The organism is Pseudoduganella sp. R-43, assembly GCF_049913255.1.
GTDB lineage: Bacteria > Pseudomonadota > Gammaproteobacteria > Burkholderiales > Burkholderiaceae_D > Rugamonas.
The window spans coordinates 4461289-4476353 of record NZ_CP183988.1; the positions used below are offsets into that span (position 1 = coordinate 4461289).

A 15065-nucleotide genomic window follows, 5' to 3' on the forward strand; every position below is an offset into this window, starting at 1 on the left:
TGATGGGGAACGGCTGCATGCGGCAGCCGGATCAATCAGCGGAGCCTGTCGGGACGCGGAGGAATATCCGGGATGAAGGAATGGAAAGGCGGCTCCGGCGAAGGCACCGGAGCGATCGAATCGACTTGCTGGCGCCCGTCAACCAGGTTGGCGACAAACGGCGCATGCGAGTGATGGCAGAAGTCGCACTGCGTGCAGCAGGCACTATCCGAGCCTGCCGAATCAGCCGCCGCAGCCACATGCTCGTCGAACTGCGACACATTGATTTTCAGACAGCAGCTATCCGTCGCCGCCAGGGTCGCCTGGAGCGGCAGCACTAGTAACAGCAGGATAACGAGGAAGCGCCGGATATTCATTTGGCCAGATTATAGCAAGCGGCGCCCCGGTTCGCTGACGTGCAGGAATTTCGTCAGGATATCGCGCGGCGGCGTCACCGAGATATTCTTGAGCACCTGGCCCACGTTGCCGCGGTGATAACCACCATGGGTAATCACATGCATCAGCATTTCCTCGCGCGACATCTGGCCGGTGTCGCCGTCGGTGAACCTGAACTGCAGCCTTGCGGACAGCGCAGCTTCATCCAGGCTGGCGACATACTGCTGGTACCAGCCGTCCGTTTCGATGACTGCAGCGCGCAGCTCCGCCAAAGCCGGCGTGGCCATGGTGTTGGTGGCCTCGTAGCCATGCGCCTCGCCGAGCAGGTGCGCGCGGAAGATCCGGTCGACGACGTAGATATGATTCAGGGTACGGATGGCGGTGTGCAGGTCTGCTTCCGAAGTAACGGACGCCAGCACGTCGAACAGTTCGACATTGGCCCAGGCCTTGTAGTCGAACAGTGTTTTGAGAATGGGCAGTGACATGGTTTTCAAGTGTAGTTAGCGATAGCGGCGCAGCAGCCGGTCGATGCTGCCATCGGAGACCAGGCCGCCGATGGCGCGCTGGACATCGTCGAACGGGATTGCAGATTTTTTCGAGAACGCACATTGCGCCTTGAAGGGATCAAACTCGAAGTCGATCCGCAGCTTGTGCTGGGGCTCTGCGCGCATCAGGTATTCCGCCGTCATGCGGCCCATGATGGCGTATTGCATGCGGCCATGCTGGATCTTCGAGATATTCAGCTCCATCGAAGGCGCATCCTCGCGCACGAACGCACGTCCCAGCGCGGCATCGATCATCGAATAGGAATACCCCAGCACCGTGCCGACCGGCTTGTTGGCCAGGTCGGATAGTGCCCGTACCGCAGGCGCTTCCGGCCGTGACACCAGCACGCCTGCATCGGGCATCAGCGGCTGGCTCCAGTTGAAAGTGCCGGGCAGCCAGCGCGGCAGTACGTAGCAGACGCCATCGGCCCGTCCGCTGGCCAAGTATTCGGCCACCCGCTTGGCGGGAACGCTGACGTAACGCGCCTGCCGCCCCATGCGATGCGCAATGCCGTCGCCAAGGTCCTTCAGCAGGCCATCGACCATCTCCCCGTCCTGGAAACGGGACAAGGGCATATTGTGGTTGGTCGCGGCGACAAACACCACTTCCCCCTGGCCGGCAACTGCTGCAGGGCTCAAGGCAAGCAACAGGCAGGAAGGCGCGAGACAAGAACGTAACATAAAGACATGATATCAGACGAGCTTGACCCAAGTCATGGATCATGCGTGGCAATCGGGCGCACACTTGTACCAACATCAACACAGGAGGACATCATGTCTTACCGCACCATCGTAGTCCATGCCGACCGGGCGGCCAACGCCGAAGCCCGCATCGCGCTGGCGGCAGCCATCGCCGCGCGTGAAGAAGCCCACCTGGTCGGCGCCGCGATGACCGGCATGCCACGCTCGATGCTGGCAGGCCGCAGTTACGAAGGCAGCGGCGTATTCCTGGCCGACTACCTGCGCCGTGCCGAGGAGCGCGTGCAACTGGCGCTGGAGCAATTCAAGTCCCAGGCCGACCGCCTTGGCGTCCAGTCTTTCGAAGCGCGCAGCAGCAACGACGACGAATATGCCGGCCTGTGCATGCAGGCGCGCTACGCCGACCTCGTGGTACTGGGACAGGCTGCAGCCGCCGACGACAATCAGGATAGCCTGCTGCCGGACCTGCCGGATTACGTGCTATTGAATTGCGGCCGCCCGGTACTGCTGGTGCCGCGTACGGGACGCTTCCCGACCATCGGCAAGCGCGTGATGGTGGCCTGGAACGGCAGCGTGGAGGCGGCAAAGGCCGTCACAGCCGCCCTGCCCCTGTTGCGCGGCGCGGAACAGGTCACGCTGGCAGTGCTGGGCAATAGCGCCGATACCCTGGGCGAATCGCCGGGAGCCGATATCGCCCTCTACCTGGCGCGGCACGGCGTGAATGTGGAAGTCCTGCGCAGGCCAGAGCCGGCCGATCCCGGCAAGGCCATCCTGTCGCTGGCAGCCGACTTCAATGTCGACCTGCTGGTGATGGGCGCCTACGGCCATAGCCGCTTCCGTGAAATGATGCTGGGCGGCGCCACGCGCACCATACTGGCAACGGCGACGCTGCCAGTATTGATGGCGCATTGATTACGCGGTCAGCACGCCGCGGCGCATCTGGTCCAGCTCAATCGACTCGAACAGGGCTTTGAAGTTGCCTTCGCCGAAGCCCTGGTTGCCCTTGCGCTGGATGAACTCGAAGAACACCGGGCCAAGCTGGTTTTCGGAGAAGATCTGCAGCAGCAGGTCGCCTGGCTTGCCGTCAATCAGGATCTTGCGCTCGCGCAGGGCCTGCAGCTGCTCGCCATGGCCGGGGATGCGCCGGTCGACCAGTTCGTAGTAAGTGTCGATGGTGTCGAGCAGCTTCACACCGGCGCCGCGCAGGCTGTCCACGGTCGCGTACAGGTTGTCGCTGCCCATGGCAATGTGCTGGATGCCTTCGCCGCGATACGCATCGAGGTATTCCTGGATCTGGCCGGGGCGGTCTGTGCCTTCCTCGTTGATCGGGATGCGCAGCTTGCCGCAAGGGCTAGTCATGGCCTTCGACTTCACGCCGGTGACCTGGCCTTCGATATCGAAATAGCGCACTTCGCGGAAGTTGAACAGGCGCTCGTAGAACTCGGCCCATTCGCCCATGCGGCCTCGGTGCACGTTGTGGGTCAGGTGGTCGATGTAGGTCAGGCCATGGCCTTTCGGGTTCTGGTCGACACCCGGAATCGGCTCGAAATCGACGTCGTAAATGCTGATATTGCCGTTGCCCGGCCAGCGGTCCACCAGGTAGATCAGCGAATCGCCGATGCCTTTGATGGCCGGCAGGTTCAGTTCCATCGGGCCGGCCTTGCTCTCAAAGCCCCAGGCGCCAAGTCGCAGCGCGCGCTTGTAGGCATAGGCGGCATCTTTCACGCGGAAGCCGATGGCGCAGACCGATGGGCCGTGCAGTTCGGCGAAGCGCTGTGCGAAGGAATCCTTTTCAGCGTTCAGCAGGAAGTTGACTTCGCCCTGGCGGTACAGGGTCACATCCTTGCTGCGATGGCGCGCCACCGCGGTAAAGCCCATGGCTTCGAAAGTCTTGCCCATTGCGACTGGGTCCGGCGCCGCGTATTCGATGAATTCGAAGCCGTCGGTGCCCATCGGGTTGTCCCACAGTGAGTCGGTCATTTGCTGTCTCCGGAAAGGTGTGTAGATAACGGATATACTACGCACTGCTTCTGGATTTTTTGCGCATTATGAGCACTTGACGACGCTATATATGCGCATTTTGCGCACCAACAAAGGAACTGATGATGATTACCGTCGACCGCCACGACCTGTCCCTGCTGAACGAGCTTCAGCGCAATGGGGAGGCGACCAACGCCGCCCTGGCTGAAGTGCTGCATTTATCGGTGTCGCAGGTTGGGCGGCGCGTGCAGCGCCTGCGCGAGGCAGGGATCATCGACCATTATGCAGCCGTGCTGGAACCGACCACGGTGGGATTGGACGTAATGGCCTTCGTCCATATCACACTGGACCGCCACGGCGAGAAGCGCGGCGACGCCTTCGAAAAGGCGATCCGCGATGTGCCTGAAGTGATGGAGTGCTTCTCCGTGACCGGTGAAGCAGACTACGTGGCGCGCGTCGTATCGCACGACCTGGCATCCTTCGCCGACCTGATGATGAAGGAAATCCTGCTGCTGCCCGGCGTGGTCAACGTCAAATCCAACATCGCGCTGAAGAAGATCAAGCAGTCCACCGTGCTGCCGCTGGAGCACATCGTGCGGCCGAACCCGCGCAAGCAGCGCATCGAGTTCGCCCGCACTTGACGACAGCTAGATCTTGAAGTCGTCGAACGACACCCGCTGCGCGCCCTGCTCCTTCAGCATTTCGCGCGTGGCATGCAGCATCGCGGGCGGCCCGCAAACATAGAAGTCGCAATCGCGGGCCTGCGGCTGCTGCGCAAGAAACTCGTCGCGCACCACTTCATGCACCTTGCGGCCATTGTCGGACAGCACCACGTGCCAGCTGAAATGCGGGTAGCGCAGCGCCAGTTCGTCAAATTCTTCACGATACGGCACTTCGTCCGCAGCACGCGCCCCATACCAGAAGCGCACGGCCTCCTTCGCGCCGGATTCCAGCTGCGCGCGAATCATTGAGCGTAACGGCGCCATGCCGGCCCCGCCGCCGATGAAGACTTTTTCGTTCCGGCCCCGGCGCAAGGCGAATTCGCCAAACGGTCCATTGAACGCGACTTGCTCCCCCTCTTTCAGCGCGTGCACGTACGACGAGCCGATACCACCGGCGACGTGCCGCACCAGCAGCGTCACGCAGCCGCCGGCCTGTGCGACCGGCAGCGACAGCGAATAAGACCGGCGCAAGGACTTGCGGGGCCCGAACAGCCCGCGCGCACGGGGAATGTGAAGCTGCACATAGCTGCCGGGGCGGAAATCGGCGCCCGCTTTCTGGTCCGGGCGCAGCACCACTTCACGCAGGGTCGGCGTGATCTCGCGCACGCGCTCCACCGTTGCCGTGCGGCTGACCATCAGTGCCGCACCATGGCTGACCGCGATTTCCATATCGGAGGTCACCGCCATGCCGCAGGCCAGCCGGTGGCCTCGGCGCAGGCGCTGGTCCGGAATGTGATCGCCATCGGACGACGATGCCGGCGGCGCGTTATGGCAGGCGCGCACCTCGCACAGCCCGCAGCTTTGGCCGCCGCCGCAGTTGGACGGCAGCCGTATCCCCGCGCGCGCCAGCGCATCGAACACCGAATCGCCGTGGCGGGATTTGACGATGCCGATGCGCTTTCCGCCCTCATCGAGCACGGTCACCTGCCGCGCCGGCAGCAGGCGTGCCGGGACGAAATCGTGCAGGCGCAGGCTGGTGCACAGCAGCCATATGCCACTCAGCGCCATCCACAAGCCGCCCAATGCAGCCATCAGCAGCAGCGAATTGTTGAAATCTTCACGGCCACCATAGTCCATGATGTGCAGCATCCATGCGATGTCGAACAGGCGCCACGTGGCGTTGCGCCGCTCCAGGATGCGGCCATCGACGGCGGACACGTAAATCGTCGTGGCGTCCGCGTCATCGAAATCAACACGCCAGCTTGCCCCGCGATGCTTGCGAATCTCCAGCGTCGGTTTCGCCACCCATTGCGGCTGCCCGGCCTTTCCTTCGCCAACATAATCGGCACGCGCCACTTCCAGCGCCTGGTCAGCGCCGACCGCAAGCGGCGCGCCGTTGCGCGCATCCAGCAGCCAGCTACCCTCGCCGTTCTTCAGCAGGTAAGCCGGCACTTGCAGCAGCCAGCGGCTGTCGATCGATTCCACCGGCTTGCGCGAAGCCGCCAGCACGTCGGCCGGCGCCACCAGGCCGGTTCTCGGCCACTCCGCAGCCGCCTTCAGCGGCGCCCGATGGGCCATGCCTTCGACCACGTCCTGGTCCAGCAGGCTCATGACCATGCCGCTCACCAGCCAGAGCAGGAACTGCAGTCCGACGACCAGCCCGACCCATTTATGCATTTTCCGCAGTAACGGCGTCATTTCGCGGCCCTCCTGCGCACGGTGAACCACAGCAGCCAGATCCCGCTCAACGCGAACAGGGTGCCGGCAATGGAAACGCTGCGCAACAGCGTGTTGTTGACGTTGCTGCGCTTGTCGTAATCCATGATGTGCAGCATCCACAGGAAATCATAGGCCCGCCACAGGGAATGACGCTGCGCCACCACTTCCCCTGTGGATGGAGACACGTAAAGGCTGCTGCCATTGGAGTCGTCAAAGTCGACGCGCCATAACGGCGCGCGGCGCGTAGCGACCTCTTTCGGCAATTCCCGGAGTAATTGAATGCCGCTCACGCTGCCATCGCCCATGTACGCTTGTTGCGCCAGTTTCAGTGCCTGCGCCTGGTCCAGCGGATCCAGTTGCTTGCCGCTGGCCGCGTCCACCAGGCCGATGCCGCCGGCGAACTTCACCTCATACACTTCCCGCTCCAGCAAATGCTTCAGGCGAAAGCCTGTCATGCCGGGGAATTGCGCCGCCAGCTGCGACGGCTGCAGCGCGACGGCTTTCGCCTCCACTGCAGGCCGCTCCACGTGCGACAGGTGGTCGCCGTGGATAATGTCGATCGAAATTGCGGCCATATACACGCCGCTCGCCATCCAGAACAAAGCCTGGATGCCGACCAGCAGGCCAAGCCACTTGTGTAGCCGGCGTGACCAGAATGCCTGTTTCATAAAGTCCTCTTTCTTTGCCCGCCGCACGCAACCATGGCGTGCAGCCTATCCTCCGCCGCGCAAGGCGGCGCCTCTTGTGGAAAATCCTGGAAACTCAGGAAGCGTGGTGGCGCGGGGGGCGTTCCGGGCCATCGGGGATATGGCTGGCATGGCAAGCCGGCAGCAAGCCAAAGTGCGGGTCGGTGCCGTCCCAGGACGCCGACGCGACGTTCGGGTCCGGCAATGCGGCCGAAGCGCAGCAGCAAGTGACGCAGGCGCCGCAAGCCGTATGGCCCACGTCCTGCAGCACGCTGGCGCCCTTCTTTACCGCTTTGACGTCATGGCGCAGCGACTGCCTGGGCTGGTGCTCGCCGATTTCGCAAGACAGTTGCACGACGCTGGCCAGCGCTTGCAGGGGCAAGGCCAGCATCAGCAGCCACAGCATCCATGTCCTGACGAATCGGTTCATGCTTTTTTACTTCGCAACTTCGATGGCGGTGACCGTCATGGCGCCATTGGCATTTTCAACGGTGAAGCGCACCTTGTCGCCGGCTTTCACCTTGTCCAGCATGGCGGCGTCCTTGACGCGGAATACCATCGTCATCGCACCCATGCCGAGGTTTTTCAGTTCGCCGTGCTTGATGGTCAGCTTGCCGGATGGCTTGTCGACTTTCTTGATTTCGCCATCGGTGGTATCGGCCACGGCGCTTGTCGCCTGCTGGTCATGGTCGGCGTGTCCGCCATGGTCGGCCATCGCTGGCACGCCGGCCATGACGGCTGCCGCCAGGATTGCTGCTTGCAGGGTGGTGTGGATTGCTTTCATATTAATTCTCCATAGATTGTTTGCGCCGCCGAAGCAGCAAGTATGCCGCAGGTACGACAAATAACGATAGCAGGGGCGCGGACAACATTCCCCCCACCATCGGTGCAGCAATGCGCTGCATGATTTCAGACCCCGTACCGGCTCCCACCATGATCGGCACCAGGCCAGCCACGATGACCGTCACCGTCATGGCTTTCGGCCGCACCCGCAACACCGCGCCTTCACGAATGGCGTCCAGCAGCTCCGCCTCGCCGTGGCGCCCTGCCGCTTCGCGCGCTTCCCACGCATGTTTGAGATAAAGCAGCATGATCACGCCGAATTCGGCCGCCACGCCGGCCAGGGCGATAAAACCAACGCCGGTAGCCACCGACAGGTTATGGCCGAGCCCCCACAGGAGCCATACCCCACCAGCCAATGCAAACGGCAGCGTGGCCATGATCAGCGCTGCCTCGTCGGCGCGGCGGAACGTCAGGTACAGCAGCACGAAGATAATCAGCAGCGTAGCGGGCACCACCACCTGCAGGCGCGCCGTTGCGCGCTCCAGGTACTCGAACTGGCCCGACCACGACACCGAATAGCCAGGCGGCAGCTTGACGCCGGCTGCGACGGCTCGCTGCATTTCCTGCACGGCAGAGCGCAAGTCGCGGCCATGGATGTCCACGTACACCCAGCCCGAGAGCCGGGCATTTTCGCTGCGCAGCATCGGCGGGCCATCGCTGATGCGCACCGTGGCCACGTCGGCAAGACGCAGCTGTGCGCCACGCTCCGTCAGCAGCGGCAAGGCGCGCAGGCTCTCCAGCGAATCGCGCAGTTCGCGCGGGTAGCGTACGTTGATGGGAAAGCGCTGCAGGCCTTCAACGGTTTCGCCGACGTTGTCGCCGCCCACCGCGCTGGCGATAATGCTTTGCACTTCATCGATATTCAGGCCGTAGCGCCCCGCTGCCGCTCGGTCGATTGCCACATCAATGTAGCGCCCTCCGTTCAGGCGTTCCGCCAGCGCCGACGACACGCCCGCCACCGGCCGCACCACGCGCTCGATCTCGGCGGCGATGCGGTCGATCTCCTGCAGGCTGGCGCCCGACACCTTGATGCCGACCGGGCTCTTGATGCCGGTCGCGAGCATGTCGATCCGGTTGCGGATCGGCGGCACCCAGATGTTGGCCAGGCCCGGCACCTTGACGATGCGGTCCAGCTCCGCCACCAGCTTGTCCGGTGTCATGCCCGGCCGCCACTGGTCGCGCGGCTTGAACTGGATGGTGGTCTCGAACATTTCCAGCGGCGCCGGGTCGGTGGCCGACTCCGCGCGGCCTGCCTTGCCGAAGACGCTTTGTACTTCCGGCACTGTCTTGATCATCCGGTCGGTCTGCTGCAGCAGCTGCTGCACCTTGCCCGCGCCAATGCCCGGCAAGGCCGAAGGCATGTACAGCAAATCGCCTTCGTCCAGCGGCGGCATGAATTCGCCGCCCATGTGCGCCAGCGGCCAGAGCGACAGCACCGCCACCGCAGCCGCCACGGCCAGCGTGGCCTTCGGCCATTGCAGCACGCGCTCGAGCAAGGGCCGGTACACCGCAATCAGCCAGCGATTAAGGGGATTGGCATGTTCGTCGGGAATTCGGCCCCGAATCAGATAGCCCATGAGGACCGGAATCAGCGTCACTGCCAGCCCCGCTGCCGCCGCCATCGCATACGTCTTGGTGAAGGCGAGCGGGGCGAACAGGCGCCCTTCCTGCGCTTCCAGTGTGAACACCGGGATGAAGGACAGCACGATGATCAGCAGCGAGAAGAACAGCGCCGGCCCCACTTCCGCAGCCGCCGCGGCAATCACCTGCCAGTGTTCTTCGCCTTCCAGCGACCTGCCGGGATGGGCATGGCGCCATGCTTCGATATGCTTGTGGGCGTTCTCGATCATCACCACCGCCGCATCGACCATGGCGCCGATGGCAATCGCGATCCCGCCCAGGGACATGATGTTGGCATTGACGCCTTGGTAATGCATGATCAGGTAGGCAGCCAGCACGCCCAGCGGCAGCGAGACGATGGCCACCAGTGCGGAGCGCAGGTGGAACAGGAACACGGCGCAGACCAGGGCCACGACGACGAATTCCTCCGCCAGCTTGGTCTCGAGGTTGCTGACCGCACGCCGTATCAGGTTGGAGCGGTCGTACACCGGCACGATTTCCACACCCGGCGGCAGGCTGGCCTTGAGCGCCGCCAGGCGCGCCTTGACGGCATCAATCGTCTGCAAAGCGTTTTTACCGGAACGCATGACGATCACGCCGCCCGCCACTTCGCCCTCGCCATTCAAGTCGGCGATGCCGCGCCGCATTTCCGGGCCGAGCTGGATGGTTGCCACGTCGCCCAGGCGCACCGCCACGCCGCCCTCGCTGGCCGTCAGGGGAATCTGGCGGAAGTCTTCCAGCGAGCGCAGGTAGCCCGATGCGCGCACCATATACTCCGCTTCCGCCAGTTCCAGCACCGAGCCGCCGGTCTCCTGGTTGGCGCGGCGGATCGCGTCGATCGCCTTGCCGTGCGTGATATTGAAAGCGCGCAGCCGCGCCGGGTCAAGCAGCACCTGGTACTGCTTGACCATGCCGCCAAGGCTGGCCACCTCCGCCACGTTCGGTACCGCCTTCAGTTCGTACTTGAGGAACCAGTCCTGCAAGGCGCGCAGCTGCGCCAGGTCATGCTTGCCGCTGCGGTCGACCAGGGCATACTCGAACACCCAGCCCACGCCCGTCGCATCTGGCCCCAGCGAGGCGCGCGCCTGCGGCGGCAGTCGTGACTGCACCTGGTTCAGGTACTCCAGCACGCGCGAACGCGCCCAGTAGGGGTCGGTGCCGTCCTCGAACAGCACGTAGACAAAGGAATCGCCGAAAAAGGAATAGCCGCGCACCGTGCGCGCGCCCGGCACCGACAGCATCTGCGTGGTCAGGGGGTAAGTGACCTGGTTTTCGACGATCTGCGGCGCCTGCCCGGGGAAGCTGGTGCGAATGATGACCTGCACGTCCGACAGGTCCGGAATCGCATCGAGCGGCGTGCGCTGCAGCGCCCATGCGCCCCATCCTGCCAGCAGCACGGACGCCAGCAGCACGAGGAATCGGTTACAGATCGACCACAGGATCAGTTTCGCGATCATTTCTGCTCCCCGTGCTGATGCGTTGGAGCGGAAGCCGGCGCCATCGACGTAACCTGGAAGCTGCCGTCCGCCTGCTGCACGAACTCGAAGCTCACATGGTCGCCCGCCGCGACACGCAGCGGCAAGCCGCCTTGCGGCAGCTTGAAGGCCATCGTCATGGCGGGCCACTTGAGCGTGGCGATCGGGCCATGCGACAAGGTGATCTCGTCCTTATCCACAGCTTCCACAGTCGCCTCGCCGCGATGCGCCAGCGGCGCCGGGCCGGCCATGCGCTGGCCGCTGCCTTTCAGGCTCGCTTCCGAGTCGACCAGGAACTGCCCGGAGACCGCCACTTTCTGCCCAGCCTGCAAACCGGCGCGGATTTCCACTTGCCCGCTGCTCTCGGCGCCCAGCTCCACCTGCACCGGGGCGAACTTGCCAGCCCCCTCTTCCACCATCACGACGTTGCGCGTACCGGTGCGGATCACCGCTTCCGAAGGCACCAGCAAGGCTGTCTGCCGCCGGCCCGGCGCAAACGACATCGTCACGAACATGCCCGGCGCCAGCCGCCCGCCCGGATTGGACAACTCGATGCGTGCGCGAATGGTGCGCGTCGCCGCATCCACCTGCGGCAGGATCGCCGCCACCTTGCCGTGCAACTCCTTGTCCGGCAAGGCCGCGGCACGTGCCGTGACATCGGAGCCGACCGGTACCTGCGCCACCGCATTTTCCGGCAACTCCGCATTCACCCACACCGTCTCCAGGCCATTGATGCTGTATAGCGGCGCCCCGGCGGCGACGGCCATGCCTTCGCGCGCGGCCAGTTCCGTCACCACGCCGGCACGCGGCGCGACCAGCACCTGGCGCGCCAGCACGCGGCCGCCCGCCTCCACCTGTTGCACCTGCTGTTCGCTCATGCCCGCCAGGCGCATGCGCTGGCGCGCAGCATCCAGCAGCCCCGGCGCAGCGCCAGCCTGCATGCGGCGCACGGCCAGGAATTCTTCCTGCGCCGCCACCCAGTCCGGCATGGTGACCTCGGCCAGCGGCTGGCCGCGCCGCACCGCCTCCAGCGGCGCGCGTACCATCACGCGTTCCACAAAACCGTTCGAGCGGGACTGGACAACCGCCACTTCCCGCTCGTCAAAAGCCACGTTGCCGACCGCCGACACGGCCAGCGGCAACGGGGCGCTGGAAACCAGCGCCGTGCGTACGCCAAGGTTTTGCTGCACGCGCGGGCTGATGCTGACCGTGCCGGCGTCGCCGCCCTCGTCGGCGTAAACCGGCACCAGGGCCATGTCCATATACGGCGACTTGCCCGGCTTGTCGAATTTCTGTCCAGGCACCATTGGATCGTGCCAGTACAAGGGCTTGCGGCCCACCACAACTGGAGCCTGTGCCGGCGCCGCCTGTCGCTTGCCCAACTGGTAGCCGCCGATGGCACCCACGGCGCCCAGCGCGCCTGCCGCCACAATGGCGGCGATCATTGCGTTCTTCTTCATGGGTGGCCTTTCGCCGGCTGGATGTACGTCAGTTGCGCCCAGGTGCGCGCATTGTCGCGTTCGAGCTGCAATGCCTGCAGGCGCTGCTCGCTCTCCGAGCGGCGCGCCGCCATTACCTCCACCAGGCCAGCCTTGCCCCCACGGTAGGCGGCAAGGACCGCCTCCGTGCGCGCACTCGCCAACGGCAGTACCTCCTTCTCGTAGCGCGCGATGCGCTCGCGGCCAGTCTGCCAGTCGGCCAACTGGCTGCGTATCTCCGCCACGTGTTCGCGCAGCGCTTCGTCGCGCTCGGCCTGCGCCTGCCCAGCCATCGACAGCCGGGCCGACAGCTCGCGCTCCTGGCGTTGGTCGCGATCCCACTGCAGCGGTACCGACACGCCAAACGACACCATGCCCGGATAGCCGGGCCCGCGCTGCTGCAGCGCCACTTCAACGGTCCAGTCGGCACTGCGGTTGGCGCGCGCCAGTCCCGCTTCCGCCTGCGCCAGTTCGGCCTGGCGCGTCAGCACCGCCACCTGCGGGTGATGCTCGAGCGTCGCTTCCAGGTTCGCCGGATCAAGGGCAATGCTGCCGGTATCGACGCTGCCATCGAGCGCCACGTCCACCGGCTCGCCGGTCCAGCGCGCGAGCATGATGGCGGCATTGCGCGCCTGCTGCCCCAGCTCCGTTGCACGATCCTCCAGCACCAGCAAGGCCGCGCGCGCATCGAGCAGGCCGGACTGGGTGCCGCGGCCGCCACGATAAGCCGCTTCCGCCGCCGCGATTTCGTCGCGCGCCAGGGCGGCTTGCCGGGCCAGTTCCGCTTTCATGCGCTCGAGATGGTAGCGGTCGAGCCAGGCGATCGCGGTATCGCGCTGGATGTTCGCCGCCAGCGCCTCGGCCGCGGCCTTGCTGCGCGCCGCTTCGCTCTCGAAGCGGGCAGCCCGCCAGCGGCGCTTGTCGCGGCTGGTCAGCTCCTGCATGACGCCAATGCGGCGCATGGTCATCGAATCCGCGCCGATGCGGTAGCGATCCGCACCGCTGACGGGAAGGTTGTCGACGCCGGCTTTCAGCACCGGGTCGGGCAATTGCGCCGCTGCGACAGCCATGTCGCGTGCAGCATCGGCAGCATGGCCTTGCGCCGCCAGTTGGCGCGAACGCTCAACGGCGCGTTGCTGCGCCTGCGCCAGCGTCAGCGCAGGAGCCTCGGCGGCGAACGCCAGGGCGCAGCCAAACGCAAGGCAGCGCCAGATAAATGGGGAAAACATGAAACCTCCAGAGTGCAAAGGAAACCACGCGCAGGCCACGCAGGCAGGCGCGAGACGTCATCAGGCAATCTGGAAGGTCAATGTCGGAAGCAGCAATGCTCTATGGAGTGAGGCGGAGATAGACTGCGCGTCATATCTGGCGGCGCGGCAGCCCCTTCGCTGGACTCGAGGGCCCAAGCGTCGGCAACCACGGTCCCTGCCAGGTCGGCAGCGATGAATGGCAGCACGGGCGGCAAATCGGGCTTGTCCAGCGATTGCTTGGCGGCCAGGTTGCTCGCCTTCGCCTTGCACAGGCTGGGCTGCGCCGGGTCCATGCCGGCGCACTGGGCGCCGGTGGCGACCGGGTTTCCGGCGGTCGGACAGGCATAGGACGCCACGGCAAGCTGCATGAACAGCATGCTGAACAGCGCCACCACAGCGGCCACGATCCTGGAAGTCCGGCGGAATTTCATGGGGGCGATAATAGACCGTTTCTCTCAATCGATCAATGACTTCACCATTATTCTGCCGTCCGTCGCCCGCGGAAGCGCTGGTGCATGGGCGGATTGGCAGCGCTGCCATTTAATTACGCAGCGCGATTTTTCTTTTTCAAATCATCGCCTTAACGCGCAGCCCCGGTGCTTGTTAACAGGCTTTTCCACAGAAAGCGTTAACAAGTTCGTTCAGGAGCGGCGCTTCCGGGCGCGCGCCGAAGCGGCGGTGCCTGGCGCAGGCCCGGTCGACTCGCGCACCACGAACTCGCTCGGGAATTCGATGCGCTGGCGGCGCCCGGATTCGCCGCGGATGCGGCGCACCAGCTCCTGCACAGTGGCCTGTGCCATGGCTTCAAACGGATGCCGCAAGGTGGTCAGCGGCGGCTGCATCATCGATGCGGCGGGAATATCGTCGAAACCGATGATCGATATGTCTTCGGGAATCCGCAGGCCCTTTTCGCGGATGGCGTTCATCGCCCCCTGCGCCATCGCATCGTTGGCAGCGAAGATGGCAGTCGGCGGTTCGGCCAGTTCCAGCAACCGCCTGCCGCCTTCCAGCCCCGACTGCTCGTTGAAATCGCCTGGGTAGACCAGGGCCGGATCGGTCTTGATGTCGGCATCGGCCAACGCTGCGAGATAGCCGCGCTCACGCACATCGCTCTGTCCCGTGTATGAACTGCCGCGTATGAAGCCGATACGGCGGTGGCCCAGTTCAAGCAGGTGCGTTACCGCATCGTGCGCACCGTTGACGTTATCGCCGCGTACCACCGGCAAGCTGGTCTCATGCCGGAAATAGTTCACCAGGATGATAGGGCTGGCACTCTTCTCCAGCGTTTCCAGGTAATCGTCGGTCATGCGCGGCAGCACATAGACCAGGCCATCCCACAGGCCATGCAGCAACTGGCTGACGCGCTTGCCTTTGCCGCCCCCCATGTCGCCCAGCGAGTTATAAATGAAAAGATCCATGTCGAACTTGCGCACTTCCTCGCTGAGCGCCGTCACGAAGCAATTGACGACTGCCGACGACAAGTCGTTCACGACCACGCCAATGACATTGGTTTTCCCGCCCTTCATCATGCGCGCCAGGGCATTGGGCGTGTAGCCGAGCTGCCTTGCTGCCGCCTGCACCTTGGCCCTGGTTTCGTCCGAGGCATAACCATCGCCACTCAGTGCGCGCGAAGCAGTCATCACCGATACGCCGGCAACCTTGGCCACATCGGCCAGCGTCACACCCGCTTTTTTCATTTTCACCTGCCGTCCGTTAACGTTATCCGTATTGTA

At 64.4% G+C, this 15065-nt stretch carries 15 protein-coding genes; 2 read left to right on the forward strand and 13 right to left on the reverse strand.

Going from position 1 to position 15065, the window contains the following annotated elements:
- Positions 1-35 precede the first annotated feature (35 nt).
- Genes ACN9M3_RS20075 through ACN9M3_RS20085 form a run of 3 tightly spaced genes read right to left on the reverse strand, consistent with a single transcriptional unit; the run spans position 36 to position 1601 of the window.
- Positions 36-356, reverse strand: a complete 321-nt coding sequence (locus ACN9M3_RS20075) for a hypothetical protein (RefSeq protein WP_426162286.1) — start codon at positions 354-356, stop codon at positions 36-38.
- 9 nt (positions 357-365) lie between these two features.
- A complete protein-coding gene (locus ACN9M3_RS20080) occupies positions 366-860 on the reverse strand; it encodes a DinB family protein (RefSeq protein WP_426162287.1) in 495 nt (164 codons plus the stop codon).
- Positions 861-875: 15 nt separating this feature from the next.
- Positions 876-1601, reverse strand: coding sequence for a substrate-binding periplasmic protein (locus tag ACN9M3_RS20085; RefSeq protein ID WP_426318434.1), 726 nt, complete (start codon positions 1599-1601; stop codon positions 876-878).
- A gap of 93 nt (positions 1602-1694) precedes the next feature.
- Between ACN9M3_RS20085 and ACN9M3_RS20090 the strand changes: the two genes are divergently transcribed.
- A complete protein-coding gene (locus ACN9M3_RS20090) occupies positions 1695-2531 on the forward strand; it encodes a universal stress protein (protein WP_426318435.1) in 837 nt (278 codons plus the stop codon).
- On the opposite strand, the gene hppD is transcribed toward ACN9M3_RS20090, so the two are convergent.
- Positions 2532-3599 (reverse strand): 4-hydroxyphenylpyruvate dioxygenase, encoded by a 1068-nt coding sequence (hppD, locus tag ACN9M3_RS20095; protein WP_426318436.1) that lies wholly within the window; start codon positions 3597-3599, stop codon positions 2532-2534.
- A gap of 122 nt (positions 3600-3721) precedes the next feature.
- Between hppD and ACN9M3_RS20100 the strand changes: the two genes are divergently transcribed.
- On the forward strand, positions 3722-4240 hold the full coding sequence (locus ACN9M3_RS20100) for an Lrp/AsnC family transcriptional regulator (RefSeq protein WP_426318437.1): 519 nt from the start codon (positions 3722-3724) through the stop codon (positions 4238-4240).
- Positions 4241-4246: 6 nt separating this feature from the next.
- Here the strand turns inward: ACN9M3_RS20100 and ACN9M3_RS20105 are convergent, their stop codons facing one another.
- The 9 genes from ACN9M3_RS20105 to ACN9M3_RS20145 form a co-directional block, all read right to left on the reverse strand.
- Positions 4247-5959 carry an FAD-binding oxidoreductase gene (locus ACN9M3_RS20105; protein ID WP_426318438.1) on the reverse strand — a complete coding sequence of 571 codons (1713 nt, stop codon included), beginning with the start codon at positions 5957-5959 and terminating at the stop codon, positions 4247-4249.
- Positions 5956-6648, reverse strand: a complete 693-nt coding sequence (locus tag ACN9M3_RS20110) for a PepSY domain-containing protein (protein WP_426318439.1) — start codon at positions 6646-6648, stop codon at positions 5956-5958. Before ACN9M3_RS20110 ends, ACN9M3_RS20105 begins: the two co-directional genes overlap by 4 nt.
- A 94-nt stretch (positions 6649-6742) precedes the next feature.
- Positions 6743-7096: a hypothetical protein gene (locus tag ACN9M3_RS20115; protein ID WP_426162294.1), complete on the reverse strand. Its 354-nt coding sequence runs from the start codon at positions 7094-7096 to the stop codon at positions 6743-6745.
- Positions 7097-7102: 6 nt separating this feature from the next.
- Positions 7103-7450: a copper-binding protein gene (locus ACN9M3_RS20120; RefSeq protein WP_426162295.1), complete on the reverse strand. Its 348-nt coding sequence runs from the start codon at positions 7448-7450 to the stop codon at positions 7103-7105.
- 1 nt (position 7451) lies between these two features.
- Positions 7452-10586, reverse strand: coding sequence for an efflux RND transporter permease subunit (locus ACN9M3_RS20125; RefSeq protein WP_426318440.1), 3135 nt, complete (start codon positions 10584-10586; stop codon positions 7452-7454).
- Entirely contained in the window at positions 10583-12064 is a 1482-nt protein-coding gene (locus ACN9M3_RS20130; protein WP_426318441.1) for an efflux RND transporter periplasmic adaptor subunit, read from the reverse strand. The genes ACN9M3_RS20125 and ACN9M3_RS20130 overlap by 4 nt, the downstream gene beginning before the upstream one ends.
- Entirely contained in the window at positions 12061-13311 is a 1251-nt protein-coding gene (locus tag ACN9M3_RS20135) for a TolC family protein (RefSeq protein WP_426318442.1), read from the reverse strand. The genes ACN9M3_RS20130 and ACN9M3_RS20135 overlap by 4 nt, the downstream gene beginning before the upstream one ends.
- Positions 13312-13388: 77 nt before the next feature.
- Positions 13389-13763: a hypothetical protein gene (locus ACN9M3_RS20140; protein WP_426162300.1), complete on the reverse strand. Its 375-nt coding sequence runs from the start codon at positions 13761-13763 to the stop codon at positions 13389-13391.
- A gap of 210 nt (positions 13764-13973) precedes the next feature.
- Positions 13974-15029 carry a LacI family DNA-binding transcriptional regulator gene (locus ACN9M3_RS20145; RefSeq protein WP_426318443.1) on the reverse strand — a complete coding sequence of 352 codons (1056 nt, stop codon included), beginning with the start codon at positions 15027-15029 and terminating at the stop codon, positions 13974-13976.
- Positions 15030-15065: the final 36 nt, after the last annotated feature.

Bases quoted from the DNA above. Each gene is read 5' to 3' on its own strand.
- ACN9M3_RS20140 (WP_426162300.1), bottom strand. From the start codon at position 13,763: ATGAAATTCCGCCGGACTTCCAGGATCGTGGCCGCTGTGGTGGCGCTG.
- ACN9M3_RS20100 (WP_426318437.1), top strand. From the start codon at position 3,722: ATGATGATTACCGTCGACCGCCACGACCTGTCCCTGCTGAACGAGCTT.
- ACN9M3_RS20075 (WP_426162286.1), bottom strand. From the start codon at position 356: ATGAATATCCGGCGCTTCCTCGTTATCCTGCTGTTACTAGTGCTGCCG.
- ACN9M3_RS20135 (WP_426318442.1), bottom strand. From the start codon at position 13,311: ATGTTTTCCCCATTTATCTGGCGCTGCCTTGCGTTTGGCTGCGCCCTG.
- hppD (WP_426318436.1), bottom strand. From the start codon at position 3,599: ATGACCGACTCACTGTGGGACAACCCGATGGGCACCGACGGCTTCGAA.
- ACN9M3_RS20090 (WP_426318435.1), top strand. From the start codon at position 1,695: ATGTCTTACCGCACCATCGTAGTCCATGCCGACCGGGCGGCCAACGCC.
- ACN9M3_RS20085 (WP_426318434.1), bottom strand. From the start codon at position 1,601: ATGTTACGTTCTTGTCTCGCGCCTTCCTGCCTGTTGCTTGCCTTGAGC.
- ACN9M3_RS20125 (WP_426318440.1), bottom strand. From the start codon at position 10,586: ATGATCGCGAAACTGATCCTGTGGTCGATCTGTAACCGATTCCTCGTG.
- ACN9M3_RS20120 (WP_426162295.1), bottom strand. From the start codon at position 7,450: ATGAAAGCAATCCACACCACCCTGCAAGCAGCAATCCTGGCGGCAGCC.
- ACN9M3_RS20115 (WP_426162294.1), bottom strand. From the start codon at position 7,096: ATGAACCGATTCGTCAGGACATGGATGCTGTGGCTGCTGATGCTGGCC.
- ACN9M3_RS20145 (WP_426318443.1), bottom strand. From the start codon at position 15,029: ATGAAAAAAGCGGGTGTGACGCTGGCCGATGTGGCCAAGGTTGCCGGC.
- ACN9M3_RS20130 (WP_426318441.1), bottom strand. From the start codon at position 12,064: ATGAAGAAGAACGCAATGATCGCCGCCATTGTGGCGGCAGGCGCGCTG.
- ACN9M3_RS20080 (WP_426162287.1), bottom strand. From the start codon at position 860: ATGTCACTGCCCATTCTCAAAACACTGTTCGACTACAAGGCCTGGGCC.
- ACN9M3_RS20110 (WP_426318439.1), bottom strand. From the start codon at position 6,648: ATGAAACAGGCATTCTGGTCACGCCGGCTACACAAGTGGCTTGGCCTG.
- ACN9M3_RS20105 (WP_426318438.1), bottom strand. From the start codon at position 5,959: ATGACGCCGTTACTGCGGAAAATGCATAAATGGGTCGGGCTGGTCGTC.